This window comes from Comamonas aquatica NBRC 14918 (assembly GCF_000739875.1).
Taxonomy (GTDB): Bacteria; Pseudomonadota; Gammaproteobacteria; order Burkholderiales; family Burkholderiaceae_C; genus Comamonas; species Comamonas aquatica.
This window is the reverse complement of sequence record NZ_BBJR01000038.1, coordinates 111,193-133,668: the sequence shown is the minus strand read 5'-3', so window position 1 is coordinate 133,668 and position 22,476 is coordinate 111,193. Positions and strand designations below refer to the sequence as shown.

Genomic DNA, 22,476 nt, shown 5'->3' with positions numbered 1-22,476 from the left:
CGATTCAGCCTGCTGCAGCAGGCCTTAAAAAAATCAGGTCCCCGCGGCCCGCGAGAGACTGGGGCGCAACGCGTGCAGCACGCTCTTGATTGTGGACGCGCAAAGCGTGAAGAACACGGACACAGCAGCCTTGAAGGGCTATGACGCAGGCAAGAAGGTCTCGGGCATCAAGCGTCATATTGCGGTGGATACCCAGGGACTGCCGCACGCCGTGGCGGTGACCACGGGCGATGTGACCGACCGCAAAGGGGCGCTACAGGCGCTGCAGCGCTGCAAGCCCAACCTGAACCGGGTGCAAAGCCTGCTGGTGGACAGCGGCTACGTAGGCCAGCCCTTCGCTGTGGGGGTGCAAGAGATTTTGGGCGGGCATGTGACGGTGCAGATTGCCAAGAGGAGCGAACTGCGCACCTTCAAGGTCATGCCCAAGCGCTGGGTGGTGGAGCGCAGCTTTGCCTGGCTGGACAAGAACCGGCGGCTGTGGAAGAACTGCGAGCGGCTGCTCAACACCAGCTTGCAGTTCGTCCACTTGGCTTTCCTGGTTCTGCTGCTCAGGAGATCTTGAACACGTTCTAAGAAAAGTGGTTGACTCAGAAGCTTCAGGTCCTGGGCAACCTTAGCTATGCTGGGCAAGAGGTGCGTTTGACTGGCTTAGGCCTCGATCGCTAAGGAGTTCCGATGTTCGATTCGTTACCAACAAAGCTGCCACTGCCGGACAAGACTAGGGGAAAGCTCAAACGAGAACTCGAGTTACTTTCTAAGATGAGCTATGCCAGATGGGCTACGTCTGAGCAGAAGGCTGCTCGCGGGAGGGCCGTGGCAGATCTGCTGGATGCAGACTTGGTGGCTCGTAAAAACAGGCTCAACTAGCGAGAAAGTCCTAGGCTGGAACAGATATAAGGACTGTCAACTATCTACAACCTTCTGATCGATTAAACGTGTGTGTCGGCCAGTTTCTTTAGCTAGCATGAGCAGTGCTGCAAGCCAAAACGGTTTGAGGGTTTACGACATTAGTTGAGCATGGGATGACGCGCGTGGTTTCGCAAGCCGCATAGATGCTAGGTTGGTGTTTACGACTTTAATGACCCGGAATAGCTGCTTTCACGTGGCGTGGGTAGGCCCCTGCCGTTGTGTGTCCACCGGAAGCTGCGCGGTCAGCGAGCCGGTGCCACACACGGCGTCACCTGCCTGCCCGTGACTTGGGTGGGCGCGGCAGCTGCGCCAGCGCGGGGTGGCTGGCTGGTGGCGGCGATCAAGGCGTGTTGCCAAGCTGCCAGCAAATGGCAGCTGGCTCGGTGACACCATGCGGTGATTCGAGGGCTGCTGGCCAGTGCTGCGAGATCAAGCGCTCAATCGGGGCGCTTTTTCTTTGGGGTGAAGAAGCCACCGTGATGCGGACAGCGTCTGGGCGGCCGTGTACCGCCTTGTGCCATCGGCAGAGGCACAAGGCTCGGTGGGCAAGGAGCAGGTACCTGCCTGTGTGGCAGGCCGTACCGCGACGCGACGTCCTGTGTTTCTTTTGCTCCAAAAAAGTTCCAAAAATTGGTACAAGCTTTACAATGCATTTTGGAACTGAGAATTATTCTTGGTTGCATTAGCTGCCAGCCCACGGTTTTCCGTTCTAGCCACAGCACTTCTTGTTGCCCGTGGTTGAGCGCGCTGTGCGGTTTCCATCGGGTCTTCCGTGGTCTCCGTATTTGAGTCGCTCATGTCCGCTCGTTCTCCCCAGTCCCGCCGCCACGCTGCACCAGGCCGTTTGCATGCCCGTGCCCTGGCTGCTGCGTTGTTGTTTGTCCTTGCCGAGCCCAGTTGGGCGCAAAGCGCACCGCCGGCCGGCGATGCCGCCGTTTTGAGCGAGGTGACGGTGACCGAGCAATCGGCCCCCAGCGTCTACAACGAGGCCCGGGACTCGTACGTGCCCAAGGCGGTGGAGGTCGGCAAGGCGGCGCAGACGCTGCGCGAAATTCCCCAGTCCGTCACGGTGGTGACCCGCCAGCGCATGGACGACCAGGCGCTGCGCACGCTGGACGATGTGATGCAGCAGACGACCGGGGTGACGCGCGAGGAGACTTGGCTCGATACCACCTACCTGTCGCGCGGGCTGCAGATCACCAACATCCGCTATGACGGCGGTGCGGCGGGCTCGGCCCGTTCGGGCAGCCGCAGCCTGGACATGGCGCAGTTCGACAGCGTGAGCCTGCTGCGCGGCGCGGACGGGCTGTTTGGCGCTGGCGAAGCCGGCGGCGTGATCAACTTCACCTACAAGCGCGCGCTGGCCCAGCGGCAGACGCAGGTGCTGATGTCGGGCGGCACGCTCAACAACTACCGTGCCGAAATCGATGGCACCGGGGCCCTGAATGCCGAGGGCAGTTTGCGCGGGCGTTTTGTGGCGGTCCACCATGATCGCCGCGAAATGGCCGATCCCTCGCGCCTGAAGCGACAGATGCTGTACGGTGTGCTGGAGCTGGATGTGGGCACCGACACGTTGTTGATGCTGGGTGGCAGCTACCAGAAAGACCGCAACACGGGCTTCAATGCCAGCTTGCCGCGCTATGCCGACGGCAGTGACATCGGCCTGCCGCGCGACACCAACATGGGTGCTCCCTGGAACTGGATTGCGCGCGAGAACAAGACCGTGTTTGCCAAGCTGGAGCACCAGCTCTCCAACGCTTGGCAACTCAAGGCGCAGCTGCGGCACACGCGCTTTGAGGAAGGCGTGAACGCGGCGGAAATTGAAGGGACCCCCGACCCCGTCACCCTGCAGGGGACCGACTGGTGGATCCACCAAAACCAGTCCCGCGCACGGGAAACCAGCCTGGACATGCACCTGCAGGGCGGGTTCGATGCCTGGGGCCGGCGTCATGACGTGATCGTGGGCTGGGACATGCAGCGCACCAACGATGTGGTGCGCAGTCTGTGGCCCAGGATCGGCCCTGCCGACATCTTTGACCGCACGCCACCCGCGGACCCGGGCTACCCCCTGGGCAACTGGACCAGTGGTTCGCAAACGCGCAACCAGAAGTCGGGGCTGTATGGCTCGCTGCGACTGCGGCCCGTACAGGACTGGGCGGTGGTGCTGGGTGGGCGTTACACGCTGCAGGACCGCAACACGCAGCATGGCATGGATGGTGCGCTGAATGCGCAAAGCCGTGAAAGCCATGTGTTCGTGCCCTATGCCGGCGTGGTCTATGACCTGTCGAAGTCCATCAGCCTGTATGCCAGCACGGCAGAGATTTACCAGTCGCAAGCCGGCAAGTTCTCGGCGCCCCTGCCGGGCACGCCACTGGACCCGGTGCGGGGTCGCACCTATGAACTGGGGATCAAGGGCGAGTGGACCAAGGACCTGATCGCCAGTGCTGCCCTTTTCCGAACCGAGAAGAAGGGGCAGGCAGTGGTCGACCCCGCTTACCCACAGACCGACTGGCGCGGGGGCTGCTGCTATTTCCGCGATGGCTACCAGTTGAGCCAAGGCATCGACTTGGAGCTGACCGGCCGCGTCACCCCCAATCTGCAGGTGGCCGTGGGCTACACCTTCAACGACAACGAAGACAAGCGCAAGGGCGATGCCCAGTTCAGCACGGTCACGCCGCGCCATTTGTTCAAGGCCTGGGCCGACTACCGCCTGGGCGGCGCCTGGCGCGGCTGGAGCATGGGCGCGGGGGTGGTGGCGCAGAGTGCGCATTTCCGCGCCAGTGGCATCAATGCCTACAACCCGGGCACGGGGCGCTATGACGGCGCGTGGACGCCGTACCAGTTCACATCGCCGGGCCATGCCGTCTGGTCCGCACGCCTGGGCTATGCCGTCAATCCGGACTGGAGCATCGCCATGAACGTGGGCAACCTGTTCGACAAGACCTACTACAGCACCGTGGGCTACGCCGGCTATGGCAATTTCTATGGTGAAAAGCGCACGGTGACCGTGACCCTCAAGGGACGTTTCTGAGCGGGGGATGGACATGAGTCAAGCAAGCACCCGCCAGTCGGGCGTGGGTTGGACGTGGCGTGCCCTGGTGGCGGTCCTGGGAGGCTATGCCCTGGCCAGTGCCTGGGCGGTGCTGTGGGGGGCGCGGGATGTCGCGCGCGTGGACGGCATCCTGGCGGGCGAGCAGACCGGCTGGCTGGTGTACGTGGCCGCCATGATCTGGGCGTTCTCCCCGGTGGCGCTGGCCCGGGTGGTGGGCGTCTTTGCGGCGGCCACCCTGGGCCTGTTGCTGGCGGCCGTGTGGCTGGCGCAGCGGGGGGGCTGATCGATGCTGCAACCTCTCCCCCGCAGCGGTGCGGCGCAAGGTGGATGGCGGCAGGCACAGGCCTGGCTGCACACCTGGTGTGGCCTGTGGTGCTCCTGGCTGCTGTTTGCCATCTTTCTGACCGGTACCTTGGCGGTCTTTGCCGAGCCCATCACCCACTGGATGACCCCGGAGCACCATGCCGAAGAAGCGGCAGCGCAAGTCTCCGACAGCGAGGCCGAACCGACGGGCACCCTGCACCAGCGCCTGGCGTGGGGCCTGGCCTATATGGCGCAGCAGCACCCCGGGGCTGGCATGTGGGAGCTGTGGCCGGCCGATGCCCGCGGCGCGGGCGAGCTGCGCGTGTACTGGCTGGATGCCCAAGGCCAGTACGTTGCCGCCCAGCTGGACCCGCGCACCGGCGCCCCCTTGCCGGAGTCCAGCCACTCGCCACTCCGCCAGACCCTCGGGGGGCACCACTTTGTCAACTTCCACTACGAACTGCACGCCGGCCGGGTGGGGTTGTGGATCGTCGGGGTGGCAGCCCTGGCGATGCTGGTGGCCCTGGTCAGCGGCGTGATCACACACCGGCGCATCTTCAAGGACTTTTTCACCTTTCGCCCTGGCAAAGGGCAGCGCAGCTGGCTGGATGCCCACAATGCCGTGGCGGTGCTGACGCTGCCCTTCCAGCTGATGATTGCCTATACCGGGATCGCCCTCTCCGGCCTGACCTTCATGCCGGCCGGCATTGCGGCGTACTTTGGCGCCGGCCAGGAAGGCACGCGCACTTTTCTGGCAGCCCTCAACGAGCCAGGCAAGCCCCAGCGCACAGGGCACGCCATGGCGGTGCCGGAGCTGGAGCCTTTGGTGCTGCGCGGCCAGGCCTTGATGGGTCAGCCCGTGCGCGCGGTGGTCATCGACCACCCCGGTGATGCGGCCGCGCGTGTCGGTATCTATGGCTGGAACGACGCCGACGGCACGCGCCAGCGCCTCAGTCCGACCAGCGGCATGGCCATGTTCTCGGCCGCCACCGGAGACTTGCTGCAGGTGCGCCAGCCGGGCGAGGTGGATGGTGGCACGCCGTCGCTGGTGCAGTCCGTGCTGGGCGGCCTGCACATGGTGACTTTCGGGGGGCTGGCGCTCAAGTGGGTCTACTTCGTCTGCGGCCTGGCCGGCAGCGCCATGATGGCCACGGGGGCGATCTTGTTCGTGGTCAAGCGCCGGACCAAGCACCTGGGCGAGTTCGGTAGGGCGACCGCGGCGGTCTATCGCCTGATCGAAGGGCTGAATGTGGCGGCGGTGGCCGGTTTGGCCGTTGCCTGTATCGGCTTCCTGTGGGCCAACCGTCTGGTCCCCCTGGGCCTGCCCCACCGGGACGACTGGGAGCTGGCGGCGTTCTTCGGCCTGTGGGCGCTGGCCGTGCTGCATGCCTGGGCGCGTCCACCGGCTGCGGCCTGGCGCGAACAGCTCGGCGTTCTGGCGCTGCTGTGCCTGGGGCTGCCCGTGCTGAACTTCATGACCACCGGGGACCATCTGGCCGCCCACTTCCGGGACGGGGATTGGGAAAGTGCCGGTGTCGAGCTGTTTGTGCTGGCGACCGGTATCGCGGCCGCCGCCGTCGTGCGCCGGTTGCACCGTGGCCCTGCGGTGCAATCCAGACGCAGCGTCTCGGTGGCCGGCCAGGCCACCGGATCCATCGCTCAGCCGGAGTCGGGCGTATGAGCATGTGGCAAGCCTCGGTAATCGCAGGGCTGCTGGCCTTGGGCGGCATGGCGGCGCTGGCATGTGCCATGGACCGCCACTACCCGCAGTGGTCTGGGCAGGACGAGATTCCGCTGCCGCTGTGTGTGCTGCTGCGGGGTGGGGGCCTGCTGCTGCTCGCCAGCGTCTGGGTGCCCTGCGTGCTCGTCTGGGGGGCTTCGGTCAGCACGGTGGCCGCCCTCGGGTTTTGGTCCCTGGGGGCGCTGCTGACCGCGGGCGGGATGTCGTGGTCGCCGCCCTGGACGGTGCGTGCCGGCGCGACCGCTGCCTTGCTGGGTGCGGCGGGCTGCGTCCTGGCGTGGCTGTGAGGGGCACCTTGGCCGATTTGGCAGGCCTTGATGCAAGGCGGGCGACGGCCTGTGGCGGCCGCGTGGTCTGGTCCACGGCGCCCGCCGATCAATTTTTCTTGAAAGTGCCGCTTTGATGCAGCTTGGTGGAATGAAGCGTTGGGCCGTGACGGCCTTGGTGGTTGTGGGGTGCGCTGGGGGCGTGTTGTGGGCGGCCAGCCGGCCCAGTACGACGTACCAGACAGAACCTGCGGTGCGCGGCGATGTGGAGGCCACGGTGACGGCGATTGGCACCTTGCAGCCGCGCCGCTATGTGGATGTCGGGGCGCAGGTGTCGGGGCAGATCACGCGATTGCTGGTGGCCCCGGGCGCCACGGTGGAAAAGGGCGCCTTGCTGGTCGAGATCGATCCCAGCGTGCAGCGCGCCACCGTGGATGCCGGGCGGGCCTCGCTGGCAGGTTTGCGCGCGCAGCTGGCGGAGCAGCAGGCCCAGCACCGGCTGGCCCAGCAGCAGTGGGACCGCCAGCAGCAGATGGACAGGGACGGCGCGACGCGCGAAGAGGATGTGCAGTCGGCCCAGGCCCAACTGGCGGGCGCGGCGGCGCGCGTCGAGCACCTGAAGGCCCAGATCGCACAGACGCAGGCCACGCTGCAGGCCGACGAAGCCCGCCTGGGCTATACGCGCATCTACGCCCCGATGGCCGGGACCGTGGTGACGGTCGAGGCCCGCGAAGGTCAGACGCTCAATGCCACCTACCAGACGCCCAATATCCTGCGGATTGCCGATCTGACGGCGATGACGGTCTGGACCGACGTGTCGGAAGCTGATGTGCGCCGGGTGAAGCAAGGCATGCCGGTGTACTTCACCACCCTGGGCAGTGCCGGCCAGGACCAGCCGCGCCGTTGGCACAGCCATGTGCGCCAGGTCTTGCCTGCGCCGTCGGCCAGCCAGGCGTCGGCCGGTGCCGTGACCGGCACGCCTGCGCCGGCCACCAAGGCGGTGGCCTATACGGTGCTGTTCAACGTGGACAACCTGGATGCCGAGCTGATGCCGCAGATGACCGCCCAGGTGGTCTTTGTCACGGCCCGCGCCGAGCAGGTGCTGACCGTGCCCCTGGTGGCGGTGCAGCCAGGGACGCAGGAGGGCGAGCAGGTGGTGCGGGTCCTGAATGCGCGTGGACAGCCAGAGCCGCGCACGGTGCACACCGGGGTGCGCAGCCGCCACCGGGTGGCCGTGCCGCAGGGGCTGCAAGAGGGCGAACCGGTGATCACGGGTGAAACGGTGAACGCGGGCGGGCTGCGGTGGCTGCAATGGTGAATACCGACACCGCAGCACCGACGATGGCCGCAGACGGCACGGTGCCCTTGATTGCCCTGCGCGGCATTGGCAAGCACTACGGCGGTGGCCGTGGTGGCCCACCGCAAGTGACCGTGCTGCATGGCATCGACCTGGAGATTCACGCGGGGGAGTTTGTGGCGGTGGTGGGCAGCTCGGGATCGGGCAAGTCCACGCTGATGAATATTTTGGGGTGCCTGGACCGCCCCAGCCACGGCAGTTACCACTTTCAGGGCCAGGATGTCGGGCTGCTGGATGCGGACGCCTTGGCCTGGCTGCGCCGCGAAGCCTTTGGCTTCGTGTTCCAGGGCTACCACCTGATTGCGAGCGAGACCGCCCAGGAGAACGTGGAAATGCCGGCCATCTATGCCGGCCTGCACCAGGACGCTCGGGCGCAGCGGGCCCAGCAGTTGCTGGCGCGGCTGGGCCTGGAGGCCCGGCGGCACAACCGGCCCCACCAGCTGTCGGGCGGGCAGCAGCAGCGGGTATCGATTGCGCGCGCGCTGATGAATGGGGGGCACGTCATCCTGGCCGATGAACCCACCGGGGCCCTGGACTCCCACAGCGGGGCCGAAGTCATGGCCTTGCTGCACGAACTGGCCGATGCCGGGCACACGATCGTGCTGATCACGCACGACCGGGCGGTGGCGGCCCAGGCACGGCGGGTGATTGAAATCCACGACGGCCGCATCGTCAGCGACAGCCGGGAGCCTGCCCCGGCGCCCCGGGAGGCGGCCTTGGCGCCGCCCCCAGCACTGGCACGGTCGCCTGCGGTCACGACGGTCTGGTGGGCCGACCTGCGGGAAGCGGCACGCAGTGCTTGGCGTGGCATGGTCATCAACCGGGTGCGCACCAGCCTGACCTTGCTGGGGATCGTGATTGGTGTGGCCTCGGTGATCGTGATGCTGGCGATTGGCGAAGGTGCACGCCGCCAGGTCATGGAGCGCATGGGCACCATGGGCACGGCCATCCTGTACATGGGCAGCAAGCCCCCGGCCACAGGCGGGCCGGCAGGGCAGCTGACAGAGGAAGACCTGCAGGCCGTGCGCGAGCTGGCAGAGATCCGGCGCGTGCTGCCCGTGATCGGTGACCCGGTGACGGTGCGGTACGGCAGCGTGGACAAGCAGCTCTATGTGTTTGCGGCCAGCGAGGAGATGCCGGCCGTCCACCACTGGTCGGTGGCGCAAGGGCGCTTTTACACCGCCGCGGAAGACCACGACCTGGCCCCCCTGGTCGTGCTGGGGCACAAGGCTTGGCAGCATTTCTTCCCCGATACCCCCCATCCCTTGGGCCAGCAACTCATCATCGGCACCTCGGCTTTCGAGGTGATCGGGGTGATGAGTGAGCGCGGCGCGGAGTCCGGGGCGCAGGACTATGACGACATGGTGTTCATCCCCTACAACGCAGGTCGCGCCCGGGTCTACCAAAGCCAGACCCAGCCGGACTATGTGGTGGTCGAGGCCCTGTCTTCCGCGGACGTCCACGCGGCAGAAACCGCCATGCGGCAATTGCTGATCGCCCGCCATGGCGGGCGGGAAGACTTTGGCATCGGCAACGCGGCCGCGCGCATCCAGGCGGAGGATGCCACCCGCCAGAGCATGGCCATGATGCTGGGCCTGATTGCCGCCGTCTCGCTCGTGGTGGGCGGCATCGGCGTGATGAATGTGATGCTGATGACGGTGAAGGAGCGGACGCGCGAAATCGGCATCCGCATGGCCGTGGGTGCTCGCCAGCGCGACATCCTGCGGCAGTTCCTGACGGAGGCCAGCCTGGTGACCCTGGTTGGCGGCAGCGCCGGTCTGGTCGTAGGGCTGGCGCTGGGGGCGGTGCTGATCGCCGTGGGGGTGCCGGTGGTGTTTTCCGTGCGCGCCATGTTGGGTGCTTTCGCCTGTGCGGTGATCACCGGGCTGGTCTTTGGCTACAAGCCCGCGCAGACGGCAGCCCGGCTGGATCCGGTGCGGGCTTTGGCAGGAGAGTAGGAATGCAGCGATTTACCACCGCCGGCGCATGTGCGGCGGTCTTGGCCTTCACGGGATGCACTGCACCCGGGGCGGACACCGCCCACTGGGCGCCGGCCCTGCCTGCGCAGTGGCAGCAGGCGCCACAGGGGGGCTTGTCCGGGGTCAGCCGGACCTGGTGGCACAGCCTGGGCAGCGCCGAACTCGATGCCCTGGTGGCCCAGGCCGAGCGTGACAGCTGGGATGTGGCCGCCGCCACCGCCCGTGTGCACCAGGCGGCTGCCAGTGCCCGCCTGGCAGGCGCCCAGTTGCTGCCGGAGTTGACCGCCGGCGTGGAGGCGCGCCGGGAAGACCGCCTCGGTGGCCAGGCCTCGGTCAGCGGCGCGCGCTATGGGGGCAGCCTGTCGGCCAGCTACGAACTGGACTTCTGGGGGCGCAACCGGTCTGCACGGGCTGCGGCCGAGTCGGCGTGGCGGGCCAGTGCCCATGACCGCGACACCGTGCGCCTGACGGTCACGGCAGGCGTGGCCAGTGCCTGGCTGCAAGCGGTGGCGCTGCGCGAACGCGCGGACATTGCCCAGTCCAATCTTCGCGCAGCGGAACGCTTGCTGCAACTGGTGGACGCCAGGGTACGGGCGGGGGCTGCTTCGCCGCTGGACCTGGCCCAGCAGCGCGGGCTGGTGGCCACACAGCAGCGCAGCCTGGCCCTGCTGCAGCAGCAGAGGGCCCAGGCGCAAACCACGGTGGGCATGCTGCTGGGGCAGGCGCAGGATGTCCCCATCGCGGCACGCAGCGTGATGGCGTTGCGGCCCTCGGCGCTGGATGCCGGGCTACCCGCGGCATTGCTGGTGCGCCGCCCTGACGTGGCACGGGCGGAAGCGCAGCTGGCCGCGGCGCACGCCGACGTGGCGGCCGCCCGCACCGCCCTGCTGCCGCGCGTGACGCTGACTGCCAGCCTGGGCAGTGGTGATGACCGGTGGCATCGCCTGTTCGACAACCCCCTGTACACGCTGGCCGCCGGTCTGGTGGCTCCGGTCTTTGATGCGGGGCGGCTGGCGGCGGGGCACGAGCGGGCACAGGCCCGACAGGCCGAACTCCTAGCCACGTACCGGCAGACCATCGTCCAGGCCGCAGGGGAGGTGCAGACCTCACTGCACACCCTGGCAGGGGTGGACGCGCAGATCCAGGCACAGGGGCAAGAGCTGGAGCAAGCGCAGCGTGCACTGGTGCTGGCCGAGGTGCGCTACCGCGCCGGTGCGGAAAGCCTGCTGGTTTTGCTGGAGACACAACGCGTGCTCTACGCGGCCCAGGACCAGTCGGTGCAACTGCAACTGGAGCGCTTGCAGGGCCATGTGGCCTTGTACAAGGCCCTGGGCGGCGGGTGGTCCTCCGAGGTTTTGATGGCCGCGCCGTCCTCGTAGCGGGCGGCTGGCATGGCCCACCGCATGCCGCGAATGCGGTACGCGGGGCAGCGCCTGCGGTCCGACAGTCCCAGGCTCAGGGCTTCAGGCAGATGGTGACCAAGGCACTGGCGTCGGTCACGGCGTGGACCGCGTGCACCGTGTGCCGGGTGAGGAACAGCAGGGCGCCGGCTTCCAGCCGGACGCTGCGCGCCTCCAGCTGAATGTCGAGGCTGCCCTCGAGGCAGTGGATCGTGACCTCCCCGGGCACCTTGTGCTGCGGGAAGGACCGGCCCGCCAGCAGGACCAAGCGCAGGATCTCGAGATCCTCCGACTTGAACAGGGCCGAAGTTTTCGCGTCCGCAAGGCGCGGCCCCAGTGGGCGTACGTCGAGGGCCTGGCCGGGTGATGCATGTGCAAGTGCCATGTGAATCCTTCCGCAGTCCGGGGGGAATGTGCAGCGAGTGGTACCGATTTCAACCATTTTTCCTGTGCCTGGCAACACCGGGGGAATGCCGGGTCTGGATGCCCTAAAGCGGGGTTTCAGGGGGGGCGAGGCCCGGTGCAGCGCCGTCATGCATGGCTTCGGATGTGAGCCTCCCCGCAAAAAAAAGACCCTGCAAGCAGGGCCCAAGGTGCCACTCTCAAAAACCAAGGACCTAGGCCAGTGCCTCGATGCGCGGGTAAAACTCGCGGTTCTCGCGCTGCATGCGGGCGTGCAGGCGGCGCAGCACATCGTTGGCATCGGCCCGGAACCCTTCGGTGTCCGCGCGCAGGCGCTGGGCGGTGTTCCAGCGGCGTACAAAGCCGTCATAGGCCTCGGCCAGCTGCGCCATTTCGTCCTGGTACAGCTGCCCCATGTGCGCCATATCGGCATCGTGGCTGCGCTGCAGGGCTGGGTACAGGGCCTGGTCCTCCACGGCCAGGTGCAGCTTGATCACGGCGCTCATCCCCACAATGCCAGCGGCAATCGCGGGTGCGTTCGGGGCCACGCCCGCATGGGTGAGTTGGCGCAGGGCGGCCAGGCGCGCCAGGATGTCGGCGTGCTGGTGCTTGAGTTTGTCGATCTGCATTCGAGGGTCCTCCCGCCGCGTGCACCCCAGGAAGGCGCACGCACGGTCTTTCTTTCAATCGTTGTTATTTCGCCGGAATGACGGTGGAGCTGGGGTGTGAGGCGGCCGAGGTCCCGCGCACGCCGCTGACCACCTGCCAGGCCATGGCCACTGCACCGACGATGAACACCACGTCACCGAAGGTGCGCACCCAGCGCAGCGTTTCCTGCAAGGGCTGCTGCATGAAGGCTTCGCTGCGGGCCCACCACAGGCCTTCGCTCACGCTGGCGTGGAACTGCAGGATGCCGATGGGCAGCAGGCTGGTGGCGATCATCAGCACCAGGCCACCGTTGAGGCACCAGAAGGCGGTTTTCATCAGCCCTTCGCTGAACACCAGTTGCGGGCGCACATAGCGCAGCACCATCAAGGTAAAGCCCAGGGCCAGGAAGCCATACACCCCGAACAGCGCGGCATGGGCGTGCAGCGGCGTGGTGTTCAGGCCCTGCACGTAGTACAGCGAGATGGGCGGGTTGATCATGAAGCCGAACACCCCGGCACCCAGCATGTTCCAGAAGGCCACGGCCACGAAGCACATCAGCGGCCATTTCACCTGCTGCATCCAGGGCGCGCGGCGTTGCAGGCGCCAGTTCTCCCAGGCCTCATGGCCCAGCACGATCAGGGGCACCACTTCCAGCGCGCTGAAGGCGGCCCCCACGGCCATGACCGGGGTGGTGGTGCCGGCAAAGTACAGGTGGTGGAAGGTGCCAGGAATGCCGCCCAGCAGGAACAGCGAGGCCGAGGCCAGGCTGGCGGTGGTGGCCATGCGGCGCGAAACCAGGCCCATGCTGGAGAAGACGAAGGCCAGGCCGGTGGTGGCAAAGACTTCGAAGAAGCCCTCGACCCACAGGTGCACCACCCACCAGCGCCAGTACTCCATGATGGTCAGGCTAGTGCGCTCGCCGTAGAACAGCCCTGCGCCGTAGAACAGGCCGATGGCGCCGCACGAGCAGGTCAGCAGGGCCAACAGGTTCTTGTCTTCACCATTGCGGGCCAGCAGTGCCGGCAGCACGCCGCGCAGCATCAGCACCAGCCACAGCAGCATGCCCACCCATTTCAGGATTTGCCAGAAGCGCCCCAGGTCCACGAATTCGTAGCCCTGGTGGCCCAGCCAGAAGTTCCACTCCGGCGGCATGATCTGGGCGATGGCCAGGTAGTTGCCCACGAAGGAGCCGACGCAGACAAAGACCAGCGCCCAGAACAGCACGTCCACGCCCAGCTTCTGGAACTTGGGGTCCTTGCCGCCGTTGATCACCGGCGCCAGGAACAGGCCCAGCGCCAGGAAGCCCGTGGCGATCCAGAACAGGGCGCTCTGGATGTGCCAGGTGCGGGTGAGCGAATAGGGGAACCACTGCGACACGTCGATGCCGTAGAACTCCTGGCCTTCCACCGTGTAGTGCGCGGTGAAGCCCCCCAGCATCACCTGGAAGATGAACAGGCCGGCCACCAGCAGCAGGTATTTGCCCAGGGCCCGCTGCGAGGGCGTGAGGGCAAATCGGGTCAGCGGGTCCTGGGCCGGTGCGGCCGTGTCTTCCCCGTCCTGGTGGCGCAGGAAGGACCAGCCCCAGACCAGGAAGCCCACGCCGGCCAGCAGGATCACCACGCTGGCAATCGACCAGACCACGTTCTCGCTGCTGGGCACGTTGCCGATCAGTGGCTCGTGCGGCCAGTTGTTGGTGTAGGTGACCTTGCTGTCGGGGCGCTCGGTGGCGGCGGCCCACGCGGTCCAGAAGAAGAACTTGGTCATCTGTGCCCGGCGTTCGGCGCTGGGCAGGGTGTTTTCCTTCATGGCAAAGCTCTCGCGGCTGCCGCGCAGGGCGGGAGCGTCGGAGAACAGCTGGTCGTAATAGGCTGCCGTCTGGGCCATGGCCTGGGCACGGCGCTCACTGACGGTCAGTGTGTCGTCGGCTCCCACGCGGTTGCCACGGTACTCGGCCTGCAGTTCAGCACGCAGCGCGGCCTGGGCGCCCACGTCCAGATCGCCGTAGGGCTTGTGGTGGCGCTCCTGCGCGGCCATCTCCAGCCAGGCGCTCAGCTCGCGGTGCAGCCAGTCTGCCGTCCAGTCGGGGGCCTGGTAGGCACCGTGGCCCCAGATAGAGCCCAGTTGCATGCCTCCCACCGACTGCCAGGCGGTCTGGCCATCCAGGATGTCGTCCTGGCCAAAGAGCTTGTGCCCCTGGGCGGTGACCACCTGGGCGGGAATGGGCGGCGCGGCGCGGTAGATGTCGGCACCCAGGTAGCCCAGCAGCGAAAACATCACGATGCACAGGCCGATCAGGGTGAACCAGTGCTTTTTGTACGGACCCATGGTGGAGCCTCCCAATCAATGTTCACAGCACCTGCGCGGGCGCGAAGCGCTCGAACAGGATGTTGTTTTCGGTGTGGATGTGTTGGATCAGGTCGTCGCGGAAGCTGCGCAGGCCGGTGTAGAGCGCGCGCCAGGTGGTGCAGGCGTCGCGCGGCGGGGTGATGCCCTGGGTCAGCGCATCCAGGCGGCGCAGCTCGCTGCCATGGTCGTCGTGCTCAGCGCGCATGGCGGCGATCGGCATGTTGGCCATGCCGCCGCGGCCCTGCGTGATCATCGGGAACAGCACCAGCTCTTCCTTGCGCATGTGGCTGTCCAGCTCCTGGGCCATGGCCTCCAGGTGGTCGGCCAGGCCATTCGGGCAATCCTCGCGGTCACCATGCACCTGCTCCACGCGGCGCGCCAGGCGGATCAGTTCGGGCAGCTGTTCGCGGTGCACGGCGTGGTAGCGCACCAGCAGGTGCGCGATCAGCTGCGCATCGCTGGCGCTGCTCCAGTCCTGGGCAGGCTCGGGGGTGGCGCGCTGCTCCAGCGCTTGCAGCGCCTCCACCAATGGCTGGGGATCGATGCCCAGGCTTTGCGTGGCGGTGCGCAGGCTGCGGTTGCCCGCGCAGCAGAAATCCAGCTGGTGGGCATCGAACAAGCCGGTGGCGCCAGGAATGCGGCGGGCCAGCTGGCCCAGGGATTGTTCCAGGTAAGACATGGAGGGTGTCCTCATCAAGGTGTCGGAGGGGGGAAGGCAGCCCCGTGCCGGGGCTGCAGGTGATGTGGCGCGCTGCGCAGGGTCAGAGCGCGCCGGAGTGGTAGACGCCGGGGGTGCTGTCGCCGGTGACTTCGAGCACACCGACGGCGCCCTTGCCGGTGCGTGACAGGGCGTGGTCCACCAGCAGGTAGCTGCCGGGGTGGTCCATCTTCAGTTCCACGATGGTCGCGCCGCCGGGGGCGACCAGGGTGGTCTGCACGCTGTGCTTGATGGTGTTCAGGGCGGCTTCGCTGTAGACCTTGTCGAACACCTCGCCAATTACGTGGAAGGAGGACACCTTGTTGGGGCCGCCGACCCCGAAGTAGATGCGCACGGTCTCGCCCACCTTGGCCTGCATCTTGTGCGTCTTGCTGAGGGCGCCCACGGCACCGTTGAAGACGTAGTAGCTGGGCAGTTCATCGGACATCTTCTGCAGGTCCACCTCCTGGTGCCCCTTGGCGCCAATCGGGCGCTGGGTGTACATGTCGCCCTGCATCACATAGAACTCGCGGTCCACCTTGGGCAGGCCTTGTTCGGGCTCGACCAGGATCATTCCGTACATGCCGGCCGCGATGTGTTGCGGCACCAGCGGGGTGGCGCAGTGGTAGACGAACAGGCCGGCGTGCAGGGCCTTGAAGGTGATGGTCTTTTCCTGGCCGGGGGCGACCTGGGTGTCGGCACCCCCACCGTGTCCCCCGGTCACGGCGTGCAGGTCGATGGAGTGGATGGCCTTGCTGTCCTTGGAATTGGCCAGCGTCAGCTCGATCGTGTCACCGATGCGGGCGCGCAGCATCGGCCCGGGCACCTGGCGGTTGAAGGTCCAGTAGGTGAAGCTGGTGTCGTCGTCCAGCTTGCCTGGCAGCTCCACGGTTTCCAGGCGCACCTTCTGGACCCGAGGCGCATGCGCAGCCATGGGGGCGGGTAGCTTGTTCGGGTCGGCGGCAATGTCCACAGCCGCGGGGTCTGCGGCCCGGAGCGGGGTGGCTGCGGGGGCATACAGCGCCACGGCCGCGTTGCTGCTGGCGGTGGCGGCCGGCAGCGACTCCCCCGACACCTTGAGGGTGCCGAACATGCCCACCTGCCGGTGGCCCGGGATGGAGCAGTAGTACTGGAATTCCCCGGCCTGGGTGACCTGGAAGCGCAGCTTCTGCTTCTGGGTGGCGCTGAACTTGGGCGAAGCCACCCCCAGCTCGTCAATGATGAAGTCGTGCTCCGCGCCTTCGCCACTGAACAGCTCGATCTCCACGGTGTCGCCTACGGCCACATGCAAGGTGGGGTTGACCACTCCCTTGTCATCCACGTAGACCATCTTGCCGTCCACCACATTGGTGTGCAGCACAAAGCGCTTGACGGCCTGCGGGGCCTTGGCCGCCGAGGCCGCGGGTTGAGCCTGGTTGGGGGCGGCCTGCAGCACGGGGGCGGTACCTGCCAGGGTCAGTGCGCACAGGGCCAGAGAAAGTGCATTCAGAGAGAGCTGTTTCATGGTGAATATCTCCGAGAGGTGAGGGCGGATTTGCCGTCACCCGGATCCATGCATGGAACAGGCCAGAAAAAAATGAAACAAAAACAAATGTTTACATGGATCAAGGTCGTAACTACCCTGATGCCTTAGGGTTGAAACAACCCGCGAAAGGTAGTTTTCACCATGAATCCTCTGCACGCTTTGTTGCTGACCGATCTCTCCATGGAGTTGCCGATTGCCGTGCGTCTGCAGCGCATGGTCGAGCTGCTGCGCATGCATTTCGGCTGCGGGGCCGTGGCACTGCTGGGCCTGGACAAGGAAACCAGCAGCCTGCGGCCCGTGGCGGTGGAGGGGCTGTCGCGCGACGCCTTGGGGCGGCGCTTTCCAATTGCCGACCACCCGCGCCTGGCGACCCTGCTCAAGCGTGCGGGCGAAGTGGTGCGCTTTGCGCATGACAGCAGCCTGCCGGACCCCTACGATGGCCTGGTGATCGAGCAGGCGGGCCAGCCCCTGGATGTGCACGACTGCATGGGCGTGACGCTGGAGGTCGAGGGCCAGTGCTGGGGCGTGTTGACGCTGGACGCATTGACTGTGGGCACCTTTGCGGGCAAGGCCGTGCGCGACCTGGAGCAGCTGGTGCCCCTGATCGAGGCCGCCGTGCGCGTGACCCGGCTGGAGACGGCGCTGCGCGGTGCGCGCCAGTCGGCGGGGACGGTGGCGGAAAGCCTGGTGGCACGTCCCGAGGGCGAGATCATCGGTGACAGCCCAGCCCTGCAGCGCTTGCTTAAGGAGCTGCAGGTGGTGGCCGACACGGAGCTGCCCGTGCTGCTGCTTGGCGAGACCGGGGTGGGCAAGGAGCTATTTGCCCGGCGCCTGCACCAGATGTCACGCCGCAGCGCTAGGCCCCTGGTGCACGTGAATTGCGCGGCCCTGCCCGAGGCCCTGGCCGAGAGCGAGCTGTTCGGCCACGCGCGCGGTGCGTTCTCGGGGGCGATCACCGACCGTCCCGGACGCTTCGAGGCCGCGGAGGGCGGCACCCTGTTCCTGGATGAGGTGGGGGAGCTGCCCCTGTCCATCCAGGCCAAGCTGTTGCGGGCTCTGCAGAACGGCGAAATCCAGCGCCTGGGCGCGGACCGCCCGCGCAAGGTGGATGTGCGCATCATCGCCGCCACCAATCGCAATCTGCAGGAGCGGGTGCAGGAGGGCAGTTTTCGCGCCGATCTGTACCACCGGCTGTCGGTCTACCCGGTGCCGATTCCGCCACTGCGCGAGCGCGGCCACGATGTGCTGCTGCTGGCGGGCTTCTTTGCCGAGCTCAACCGCGCCCGCCTGGGCCTGCGCAGTCTGCGGCTGTCGGCATCGGCCGAAGACGCCATGCGCCGCTACCCCTGGCCCGGCAATGTGCGCGAGCTGGAGCACGTCATCAGCCGTGCTGCACTCAAGGCGCTGAGCCACGGCGCGCAGCGCAGCGAGATCGTCACGCTGGAAGCCGACTGGCTGGGGCTGGATGTCCAGCCCCAGCTGCCCTCGGACCTGCCTTCCGTCGTGCCCCCGGTGGCACCGGGGCTCTCCCTGCGCATGGTGGTGGATGAGGCGCAGCGTGCCGCCATCCGGCAGGCGCTGCAGGCCTGCCACGGCCAATGGGCACAGGCCGCGCGTGCGCTGGAGCTCGATCCCAGCAACCTGCACAAACTGGCCAAGCGGCTGGGGATGAAGTCGCCATAGGCTGTGATTGCCAGGCTTTCGGGGGGACCAACGGCCCGCAGCCGGTTCCGACGAACATGGGGGCTCGCGGAGGCGCCTGCACCTGCATGGCCTACGCCCACCGGTGCCCTTGAAACTTGCCGCAGTGCGCGCGGCGATACCCCATCAATGGGTCACGGGTGCCAATGGCTGACCCTGGCCGGCGTGGTGGTCGTGCCGGTGTTGCCGGCCAGTTCGTAGGACAGTTGATTGGCCGCCGCAATTACCGTCGGCGCGATCTCCTCCAGCCTTTGCTGCGACAGGCGTGAGGCCGGACCTGACACGCACACCGATCCCAGCAGCCGCCAGTGCTTGCCGAAAACCGGGGCGGAAATGGTGGCCACCCCTTGTTCACGCTCGCCGATGGACCAGTGATAGCCGCGCTGGCGGATGTCTTCGTACAGCTCGCCGGGCTCCCCGGAAAAGGCCAGGATCACGCGTCCTGGTGATCCCCGGTCCAGCGGTAGGCCTTCGCCCATGCGGGCATGGTGGCGCAAGGCCTGGGGACCTTCGACACGCACCAGGCAGGTTCTCACATTCCCTTCCCGGACATAGAACGCGGCACTTTCTCCGCTGGCCAGGGTCAGGGCGCGCAGCGCAGGTTCCAGCACGTTCTGCACGTCGAAGCCGGCCTGGTAGCGTGCGCCCAGCCAGCCTGCCGCAGGGCCCAGGCGCCAGTCCCCATCCTCGCGCTGCACCAGATAGCCCGACAGGGCCAGGGTGCGGGCGATGCGCAGCACCGTGGTCTTGTGCAGCTGGCAGCGACGGCTGAGTTCGGCCAGTGGCAGGTGGGACTCTCCCAGGGCAAAAGCATCCAGCACCTGCATCGCGCGCAGGACTGCCGTCACGCTGCCGGTCGAGGGGGGCTGGTTGTCATCGGCATCGCCAGGCAGGGCTCCTGGGGAGGGGGGGGCCTGGACCGAGGTCGCGTCAGCGCGCGGCGGTGTGCGGCGGTGGGAAGGGTTGCTCATGGTGGAATTGGTTTCACTGTTCGAAACATCATTGTACGCAGCGAAACTTTTTTCTACAGTCGTGCACCACCTGGCGCAAAGACCGGGCGGATATTCCAAAACACAAGACGGAGACAACGCATGACCATCACGAAACGAGTCCTTTCCACCCCGGCACGCCTGTGCACCTGGGTGTTCGGCGCCACCCTGCTGGCCACGGCCGCGGTGGGTGCGCAGGCGCAAGCCGCCTACCCGGCCAAGCCCATCCGCCTGATCGTGCCTTTCCCGCCCGGTGGTGGCACGGACATGATTGCGCGTTCCGTGGCGCAAAAAATCACCGAGAAAACCAGCTGGAACATCGTCGTCGACAACCGCCCCGGCGCGGGGGGCAACCTGGGGGTGGATGCCGCCGCCAAGTCCATGCCCGACGGCTACACCCTGGTCATGGGCCAGACCAGCAACCTGGCCATCAACCCGGCCCTGTACAAGAAGCTGCCCTATGACCCGCTGAAGGACCTGGTGCCCGTGGCCCTGGTGTCGTCCTCGCCCATCCTCATGGTCAGCGGTGCGGGTACCTCCTTCAAGTCGATGGCCGAAGTGCTCAAGCTCGCCAAGGCCAAGCCGGACGTGATCACCGTGGGCTATTCCGGCAACGGCACGGTGGCCCATCTGGCGGTGACGCAGGTGGAGCAGGCCACCGGCATCAAGCTGCGCCACATTCCCTACAAGGGGATCGCGCAGGCGATCACGGATTTGTCCGGCGGGCAAATCGATCTGTTCGTGGGCTCGATCCCCTCGCTGATCGGTCAGGTGCGTAATGAAAAGCTGCACCCCTTGATGGTCACCTCCAAGCAGCGCTCGGGCCAGTTGCCCTCGACCCCGACCATGTCCGAATCGGGCAGCCAGAACTTTGAGGCCATCACCTGGTTCGGCATATTGACGCCGGCGGGCACCCCTGACGCGGTGGTGCAAAAGCTGAACACCGCCATCAACGCCGCCCTGGCTGAGCCGGACGTCGCCGAGAAATTGCGCTCCGAAGGCGGCGATGTCCTGGGCGGTAGCACCAAGGATTTCGGCCAGTTGCTGCAAGCCGAAGTGCCGCGCTGGGCCAAGATCGTGAAGGACTCGGGCGCCAGCCTGAACTGAGCTCGCATTCGTTCTCGATGCGAATGGACATCGACATGCATCGCGACAGCCAGGCCAGGCCCGTACGCTTCTCAGCGGGCACTGCTGCGCCCCGCACGGCACTCCCGGCGGGCGCTTGCGACTGCCATGTGCACGTCTACGACAGCCGCTTCCCGGCGACCCCGGGGGCCAGGCTGCTGCCGCCCGATGCCTCGGTACAGGACTACCGCGCCTTGCAACAGCGCATTGGCACCACGCGCACCGTGCTGGTCACCCCGTCCACCTACGGCACCGACAACCGCTGCATGCTGGAAGCACTGGCCTCTCTGGGGTCCGATGCCCGGGGCGTGGCAGTGATCGACGGCAGCGAGAGTGATGCCGAACTGCAGCGCCTGCATGCCCTCGGCGTATGCGGCGTGCGACTGAATCTGTCGCTCGGCGTGTCGGGTTCGGTGGACTTGTTGCGGCCGCTGGCGCACCGCATCGCCCCGCTGGGCTGGCACCTGCAGTTGCTGATGGCGCCGGACATGCTGGTCACGCAGGCGAAGGTGTTGCGCCAGCTTCCGGTGCCTGTGGTGTTCGACCACTTCGGGCGCATCGCTCCCAGGCTGGCCGGTCGACACCCCGTCCATGCCCTGCTGCTTGATCTGCTGCAGGGCGGGCAAGCGTGGATCAAGTTGTCCGGCGGCTACATCGTGAGTGAACACCACCATGTCGACGACCCGGCGCTTGATGCGCTGGCCGCAGGCTACCTGCGCGCCGCACCCCAGCGCGTGCTGTGGGGCAGCGACTGGCCGCATGCCACGGCCTCATCTGGGTTGCAGCCCATGCCTGACGACGCCAGGCAGATCGACCGCTTGAATGACTGGGTCCAACAAAACGGGGGCCCCACCACGCTGCAGTGCGTGCTGGTGGACAACCCGGCGGCACTGTACGGCTTCGCGCCTCTTGCGTCCTCATAACAACCATCCGGAGACAAACATGAACGTATCGACTGCCACCTCTTTCTCACCGGGTCGCACACGCCGCATCCTGATCACTGCCGCAGGCGCTGCGCTGTTGGGGCTGCTGTCTGTGTCTCCAGCGCAGGCACAAGGAGACTGGCCCGCCGGCAAAGTCATCACCTGGGTGGTGCCGTATCCGCCGGGCGGCAGCACCGACGTGCTGGGGCGCAACGTGGCGCAACGCGTAGGCATGTCTCTCGGGACGAACGTGATCGTGGACAACAAGGCAGGGGCCACAGGCACCATCGGTGCTGCCTACGTCGCCAAGGCCGCGCCGGACGGCTACACCGTGCTTGGCACCTCCATCGGCCCGCAGGCCATCGCGCCGCATTTGTTGGGCAAGCTGCCTTACGACCCCATCGCCGGTTTTGAGCCAGTGGTGACCATCGGCACCATTCCGCACATTTTGGTGGTAGGGGTGAACCAGCCGTTCCAGACAGTGGCCGAGCTGGTGGCCGCGGCCAAGGCCCAGCCGGGCCAGTTGGCCTATGCCTCGGGCGGCAACGGCACCATCTTGCAGATGCAAGGGGAATTGCTGCAGCAGCAGACGGGCGCACGCTTCATCCACGTGCCCTACAAGGGCGATACGCCTGCCCTGCAGGACACGCTGGCGGGGCAGGTGCAGTTCATGTTCGCGCCCGTGGCCGCCGCGCTGCCCCACGTGCAGGCCGGCAAGCTGCGGGCATTGGCCGTCACCTCGGGCCAGCGGCTCAAGGCGCTGCCCGCTGTGCCCACCATGGGCGAGGTCGGGATGAAGGACTTCGTGGTCGAGCAATGGCAGGCCGTGTTTGCGCCCGCCAAGACGCCCACCGCAGTGGTGCAGCGCCTGAACCACGAAATCAATAACGCCCTGAAGGACCCGGCCGTCGTGTCCCTGGTCGACAAGCTGGGAGTCACGCTGGTCGGCGGCACACCCAAGCAACTGGGTGACCTGCAGAAGGCCGATTCCGCCAAGTGGGCCAAGGTCATCAAAGACGGAAACATCAAAGCTGAATAAGGAGTTTGGTCCACCCGCCACCGCTGCCGTCGTTGCCAGCAGTGCCAAGTGAACCGCGACTGAACCGTTGCCGC

17 protein-coding genes and 1 pseudogene are annotated in these 22,476 nt (G+C 66.7%); 12 read left to right on the top strand and 6 right to left on the bottom strand.

The window, feature by feature from the left end:
• The 8 genes and pseudogenes from CA2_RS07890 to CA2_RS07855 form a co-directional block, all read left to right on the top strand.
• A pseudogene (locus tag CA2_RS07890) lies at positions 1-562 on the top strand (IS5 family transposase); the annotation flags it as partial.
• Between the two features lie 1,143 nt (positions 563-1,705).
• Positions 1,706-3,940 (top strand): TonB-dependent siderophore receptor, encoded by a 2,235-nt coding sequence (locus CA2_RS07885; protein ID WP_042414910.1) that lies wholly within the window; start codon positions 1,706-1,708, stop codon positions 3,938-3,940.
• A gap of 13 nt (positions 3,941-3,953) precedes the next feature.
• Positions 3,954-4,244, top strand: a complete 291-nt coding sequence (locus CA2_RS07880; protein ID WP_042414978.1) for a hypothetical protein — start codon at positions 3,954-3,956, stop codon at positions 4,242-4,244.
• A gap of 3 nt (positions 4,245-4,247) precedes the next feature.
• Positions 4,248-5,945: a PepSY-associated TM helix domain-containing protein gene (locus CA2_RS07875; RefSeq protein ID WP_042414908.1), complete on the top strand. Its 1,698-nt coding sequence runs from the start codon at positions 4,248-4,250 to the stop codon at positions 5,943-5,945.
• Entirely contained in the window at positions 5,942-6,292 is a 351-nt protein-coding gene (locus CA2_RS07870) for a DUF3325 domain-containing protein (protein ID WP_042414906.1), read from the top strand. Before CA2_RS07875 ends, CA2_RS07870 begins: the two co-directional genes overlap by 4 nt.
• Before the next feature lie 115 nt (positions 6,293-6,407).
• A complete protein-coding gene (locus CA2_RS07865) occupies positions 6,408-7,589 on the top strand; it encodes an efflux RND transporter periplasmic adaptor subunit (protein WP_081888910.1) in 1,182 nt (393 codons plus the stop codon).
• Positions 7,583-9,586, top strand: coding sequence for an ABC transporter permease (locus tag CA2_RS07860; protein WP_281176764.1), 2,004 nt, complete (start codon positions 7,583-7,585; stop codon positions 9,584-9,586). Before CA2_RS07865 ends, CA2_RS07860 begins: the two co-directional genes overlap by 7 nt.
• A 2-nt stretch (positions 9,587-9,588) precedes the next feature.
• Positions 9,589-10,986, top strand: coding sequence for an efflux transporter outer membrane subunit (locus CA2_RS07855; protein WP_042414900.1), 1,398 nt, complete (start codon positions 9,589-9,591; stop codon positions 10,984-10,986).
• Positions 10,987-11,062: 76 nt separating this feature from the next.
• Here CA2_RS07855 and CA2_RS07850 read toward each other — a convergent pair whose 3' ends face one another.
• The 5 genes from CA2_RS07850 to nirK form a co-directional block, all read right to left on the bottom strand.
• On the bottom strand, positions 11,063-11,392 hold the full coding sequence (locus CA2_RS07850) for a cupin domain-containing protein (protein ID WP_042414899.1): 330 nt from the start codon (positions 11,390-11,392) through the stop codon (positions 11,063-11,065).
• A gap of 232 nt (positions 11,393-11,624) precedes the next feature.
• Entirely contained in the window at positions 11,625-12,038 is a 414-nt protein-coding gene (locus tag CA2_RS07845; protein WP_042414897.1) for a hemerythrin domain-containing protein, read from the bottom strand.
• 64 nt (positions 12,039-12,102) lie between these two features.
• The gene (locus tag CA2_RS07840; protein ID WP_042414895.1) at positions 12,103-14,382 is read right to left on the bottom strand and encodes a nitric-oxide reductase large subunit; all 2,280 of its coding nucleotides are present in this window, start codon (positions 14,380-14,382) and stop codon (positions 12,103-12,105) included.
• Positions 14,383-14,404: 22 nt separating this feature from the next.
• A complete protein-coding gene (gene ytfE / locus CA2_RS07835) occupies positions 14,405-15,082 on the bottom strand; it encodes an iron-sulfur cluster repair protein YtfE (protein WP_042414892.1) in 678 nt (225 codons plus the stop codon).
• 82 nt (positions 15,083-15,164) lie between these two features.
• Positions 15,165-16,604 carry a copper-containing nitrite reductase gene (nirK, locus tag CA2_RS07830; RefSeq protein WP_042414889.1) on the bottom strand — a complete coding sequence of 480 codons (1,440 nt, stop codon included), beginning with the start codon at positions 16,602-16,604 and terminating at the stop codon, positions 15,165-15,167.
• Positions 16,605-16,766: 162 nt separating this feature from the next.
• On the opposite strand from nirK, the gene norR reads away from it, so the two are divergent.
• The gene (norR, locus tag CA2_RS07825; protein WP_042414886.1) at positions 16,767-18,308 is read left to right on the top strand and encodes a nitric oxide reductase transcriptional regulator NorR; all 1,542 of its coding nucleotides are present in this window, start codon (positions 16,767-16,769) and stop codon (positions 18,306-18,308) included.
• Between the two features lie 152 nt (positions 18,309-18,460).
• On the opposite strand, the gene CA2_RS07820 is transcribed toward norR, so the two are convergent.
• Positions 18,461-19,297 (bottom strand): IclR family transcriptional regulator, encoded by an 837-nt coding sequence (locus CA2_RS07820; protein WP_081888909.1) that lies wholly within the window; start codon positions 19,295-19,297, stop codon positions 18,461-18,463.
• Positions 19,298-19,417: 120 nt separating this feature from the next.
• Here CA2_RS07820 and CA2_RS07815 point away from each other — a divergent pair, with 120 nt between their 5' ends.
• From CA2_RS07815 to CA2_RS07805, 3 genes are read left to right on the top strand one after another with little or no spacing between them, the layout of a single operon-like run.
• Entirely contained in the window at positions 19,418-20,422 is a 1,005-nt protein-coding gene (locus CA2_RS07815; RefSeq protein ID WP_042414882.1) for a tripartite tricarboxylate transporter substrate binding protein, read from the top strand.
• 35 nt (positions 20,423-20,457) lie between these two features.
• Positions 20,458-21,363, top strand: a complete 906-nt coding sequence (locus CA2_RS07810) for an amidohydrolase family protein (RefSeq protein WP_042414972.1) — start codon at positions 20,458-20,460, stop codon at positions 21,361-21,363.
• 19 nt (positions 21,364-21,382) lie between these two features.
• Positions 21,383-22,402 carry a Bug family tripartite tricarboxylate transporter substrate binding protein gene (locus tag CA2_RS07805; protein WP_042414879.1) on the top strand — a complete coding sequence of 340 codons (1,020 nt, stop codon included), beginning with the start codon at positions 21,383-21,385 and terminating at the stop codon, positions 22,400-22,402.
• Positions 22,403-22,476: the final 74 nt, after the last annotated feature.

Coding starts and splice junctions, on each gene's coding strand:
- CA2_RS07865 (WP_081888910.1), top strand. CDS start 6,408: ATGCAGCTTGGTGGAATGAAGCGTTGGGCCGTGACGGCCTTGGTGGTT.
- CA2_RS07855 (WP_042414900.1), top strand. CDS start 9,589: ATGCAGCGATTTACCACCGCCGGCGCATGTGCGGCGGTCTTGGCCTTC.
- CA2_RS07860 (WP_281176764.1), top strand. CDS start 7,583: ATGGTGAATACCGACACCGCAGCACCGACGATGGCCGCAGACGGCACG.
- CA2_RS07880 (WP_042414978.1), top strand. CDS start 3,954: ATGAGTCAAGCAAGCACCCGCCAGTCGGGCGTGGGTTGGACGTGGCGT.
- norR (WP_042414886.1), top strand. CDS start 16,767: ATGAATCCTCTGCACGCTTTGTTGCTGACCGATCTCTCCATGGAGTTG.
- CA2_RS07820 (WP_081888909.1), bottom strand. CDS start 19,297: ATGAGCAACCCTTCCCACCGCCGCACACCGCCGCGCGCTGACGCGACC.
- ytfE (WP_042414892.1), bottom strand. CDS start 15,082: ATGTCTTACCTGGAACAATCCCTGGGCCAGCTGGCCCGCCGCATTCCT.
- CA2_RS07805 (WP_042414879.1), top strand. CDS start 21,383: ATGAACGTATCGACTGCCACCTCTTTCTCACCGGGTCGCACACGCCGC.
- CA2_RS07870 (WP_042414906.1), top strand. CDS start 5,942: ATGAGCATGTGGCAAGCCTCGGTAATCGCAGGGCTGCTGGCCTTGGGC.
- CA2_RS07885 (WP_042414910.1), top strand. CDS start 1,706: ATGTCCGCTCGTTCTCCCCAGTCCCGCCGCCACGCTGCACCAGGCCGT.
- CA2_RS07810 (WP_042414972.1), top strand. CDS start 20,458: ATGCATCGCGACAGCCAGGCCAGGCCCGTACGCTTCTCAGCGGGCACT.
- CA2_RS07815 (WP_042414882.1), top strand. CDS start 19,418: ATGACCATCACGAAACGAGTCCTTTCCACCCCGGCACGCCTGTGCACC.
- CA2_RS07875 (WP_042414908.1), top strand. CDS start 4,248: ATGCTGCAACCTCTCCCCCGCAGCGGTGCGGCGCAAGGTGGATGGCGG.
- CA2_RS07850 (WP_042414899.1), bottom strand. CDS start 11,392: ATGGCACTTGCACATGCATCACCCGGCCAGGCCCTCGACGTACGCCCA.
- CA2_RS07845 (WP_042414897.1), bottom strand. CDS start 12,038: ATGCAGATCGACAAACTCAAGCACCAGCACGCCGACATCCTGGCGCGC.
- CA2_RS07840 (WP_042414895.1), bottom strand. CDS start 14,382: ATGGGTCCGTACAAAAAGCACTGGTTCACCCTGATCGGCCTGTGCATC.
- nirK (WP_042414889.1), bottom strand. CDS start 16,604: ATGAAACAGCTCTCTCTGAATGCACTTTCTCTGGCCCTGTGCGCACTG.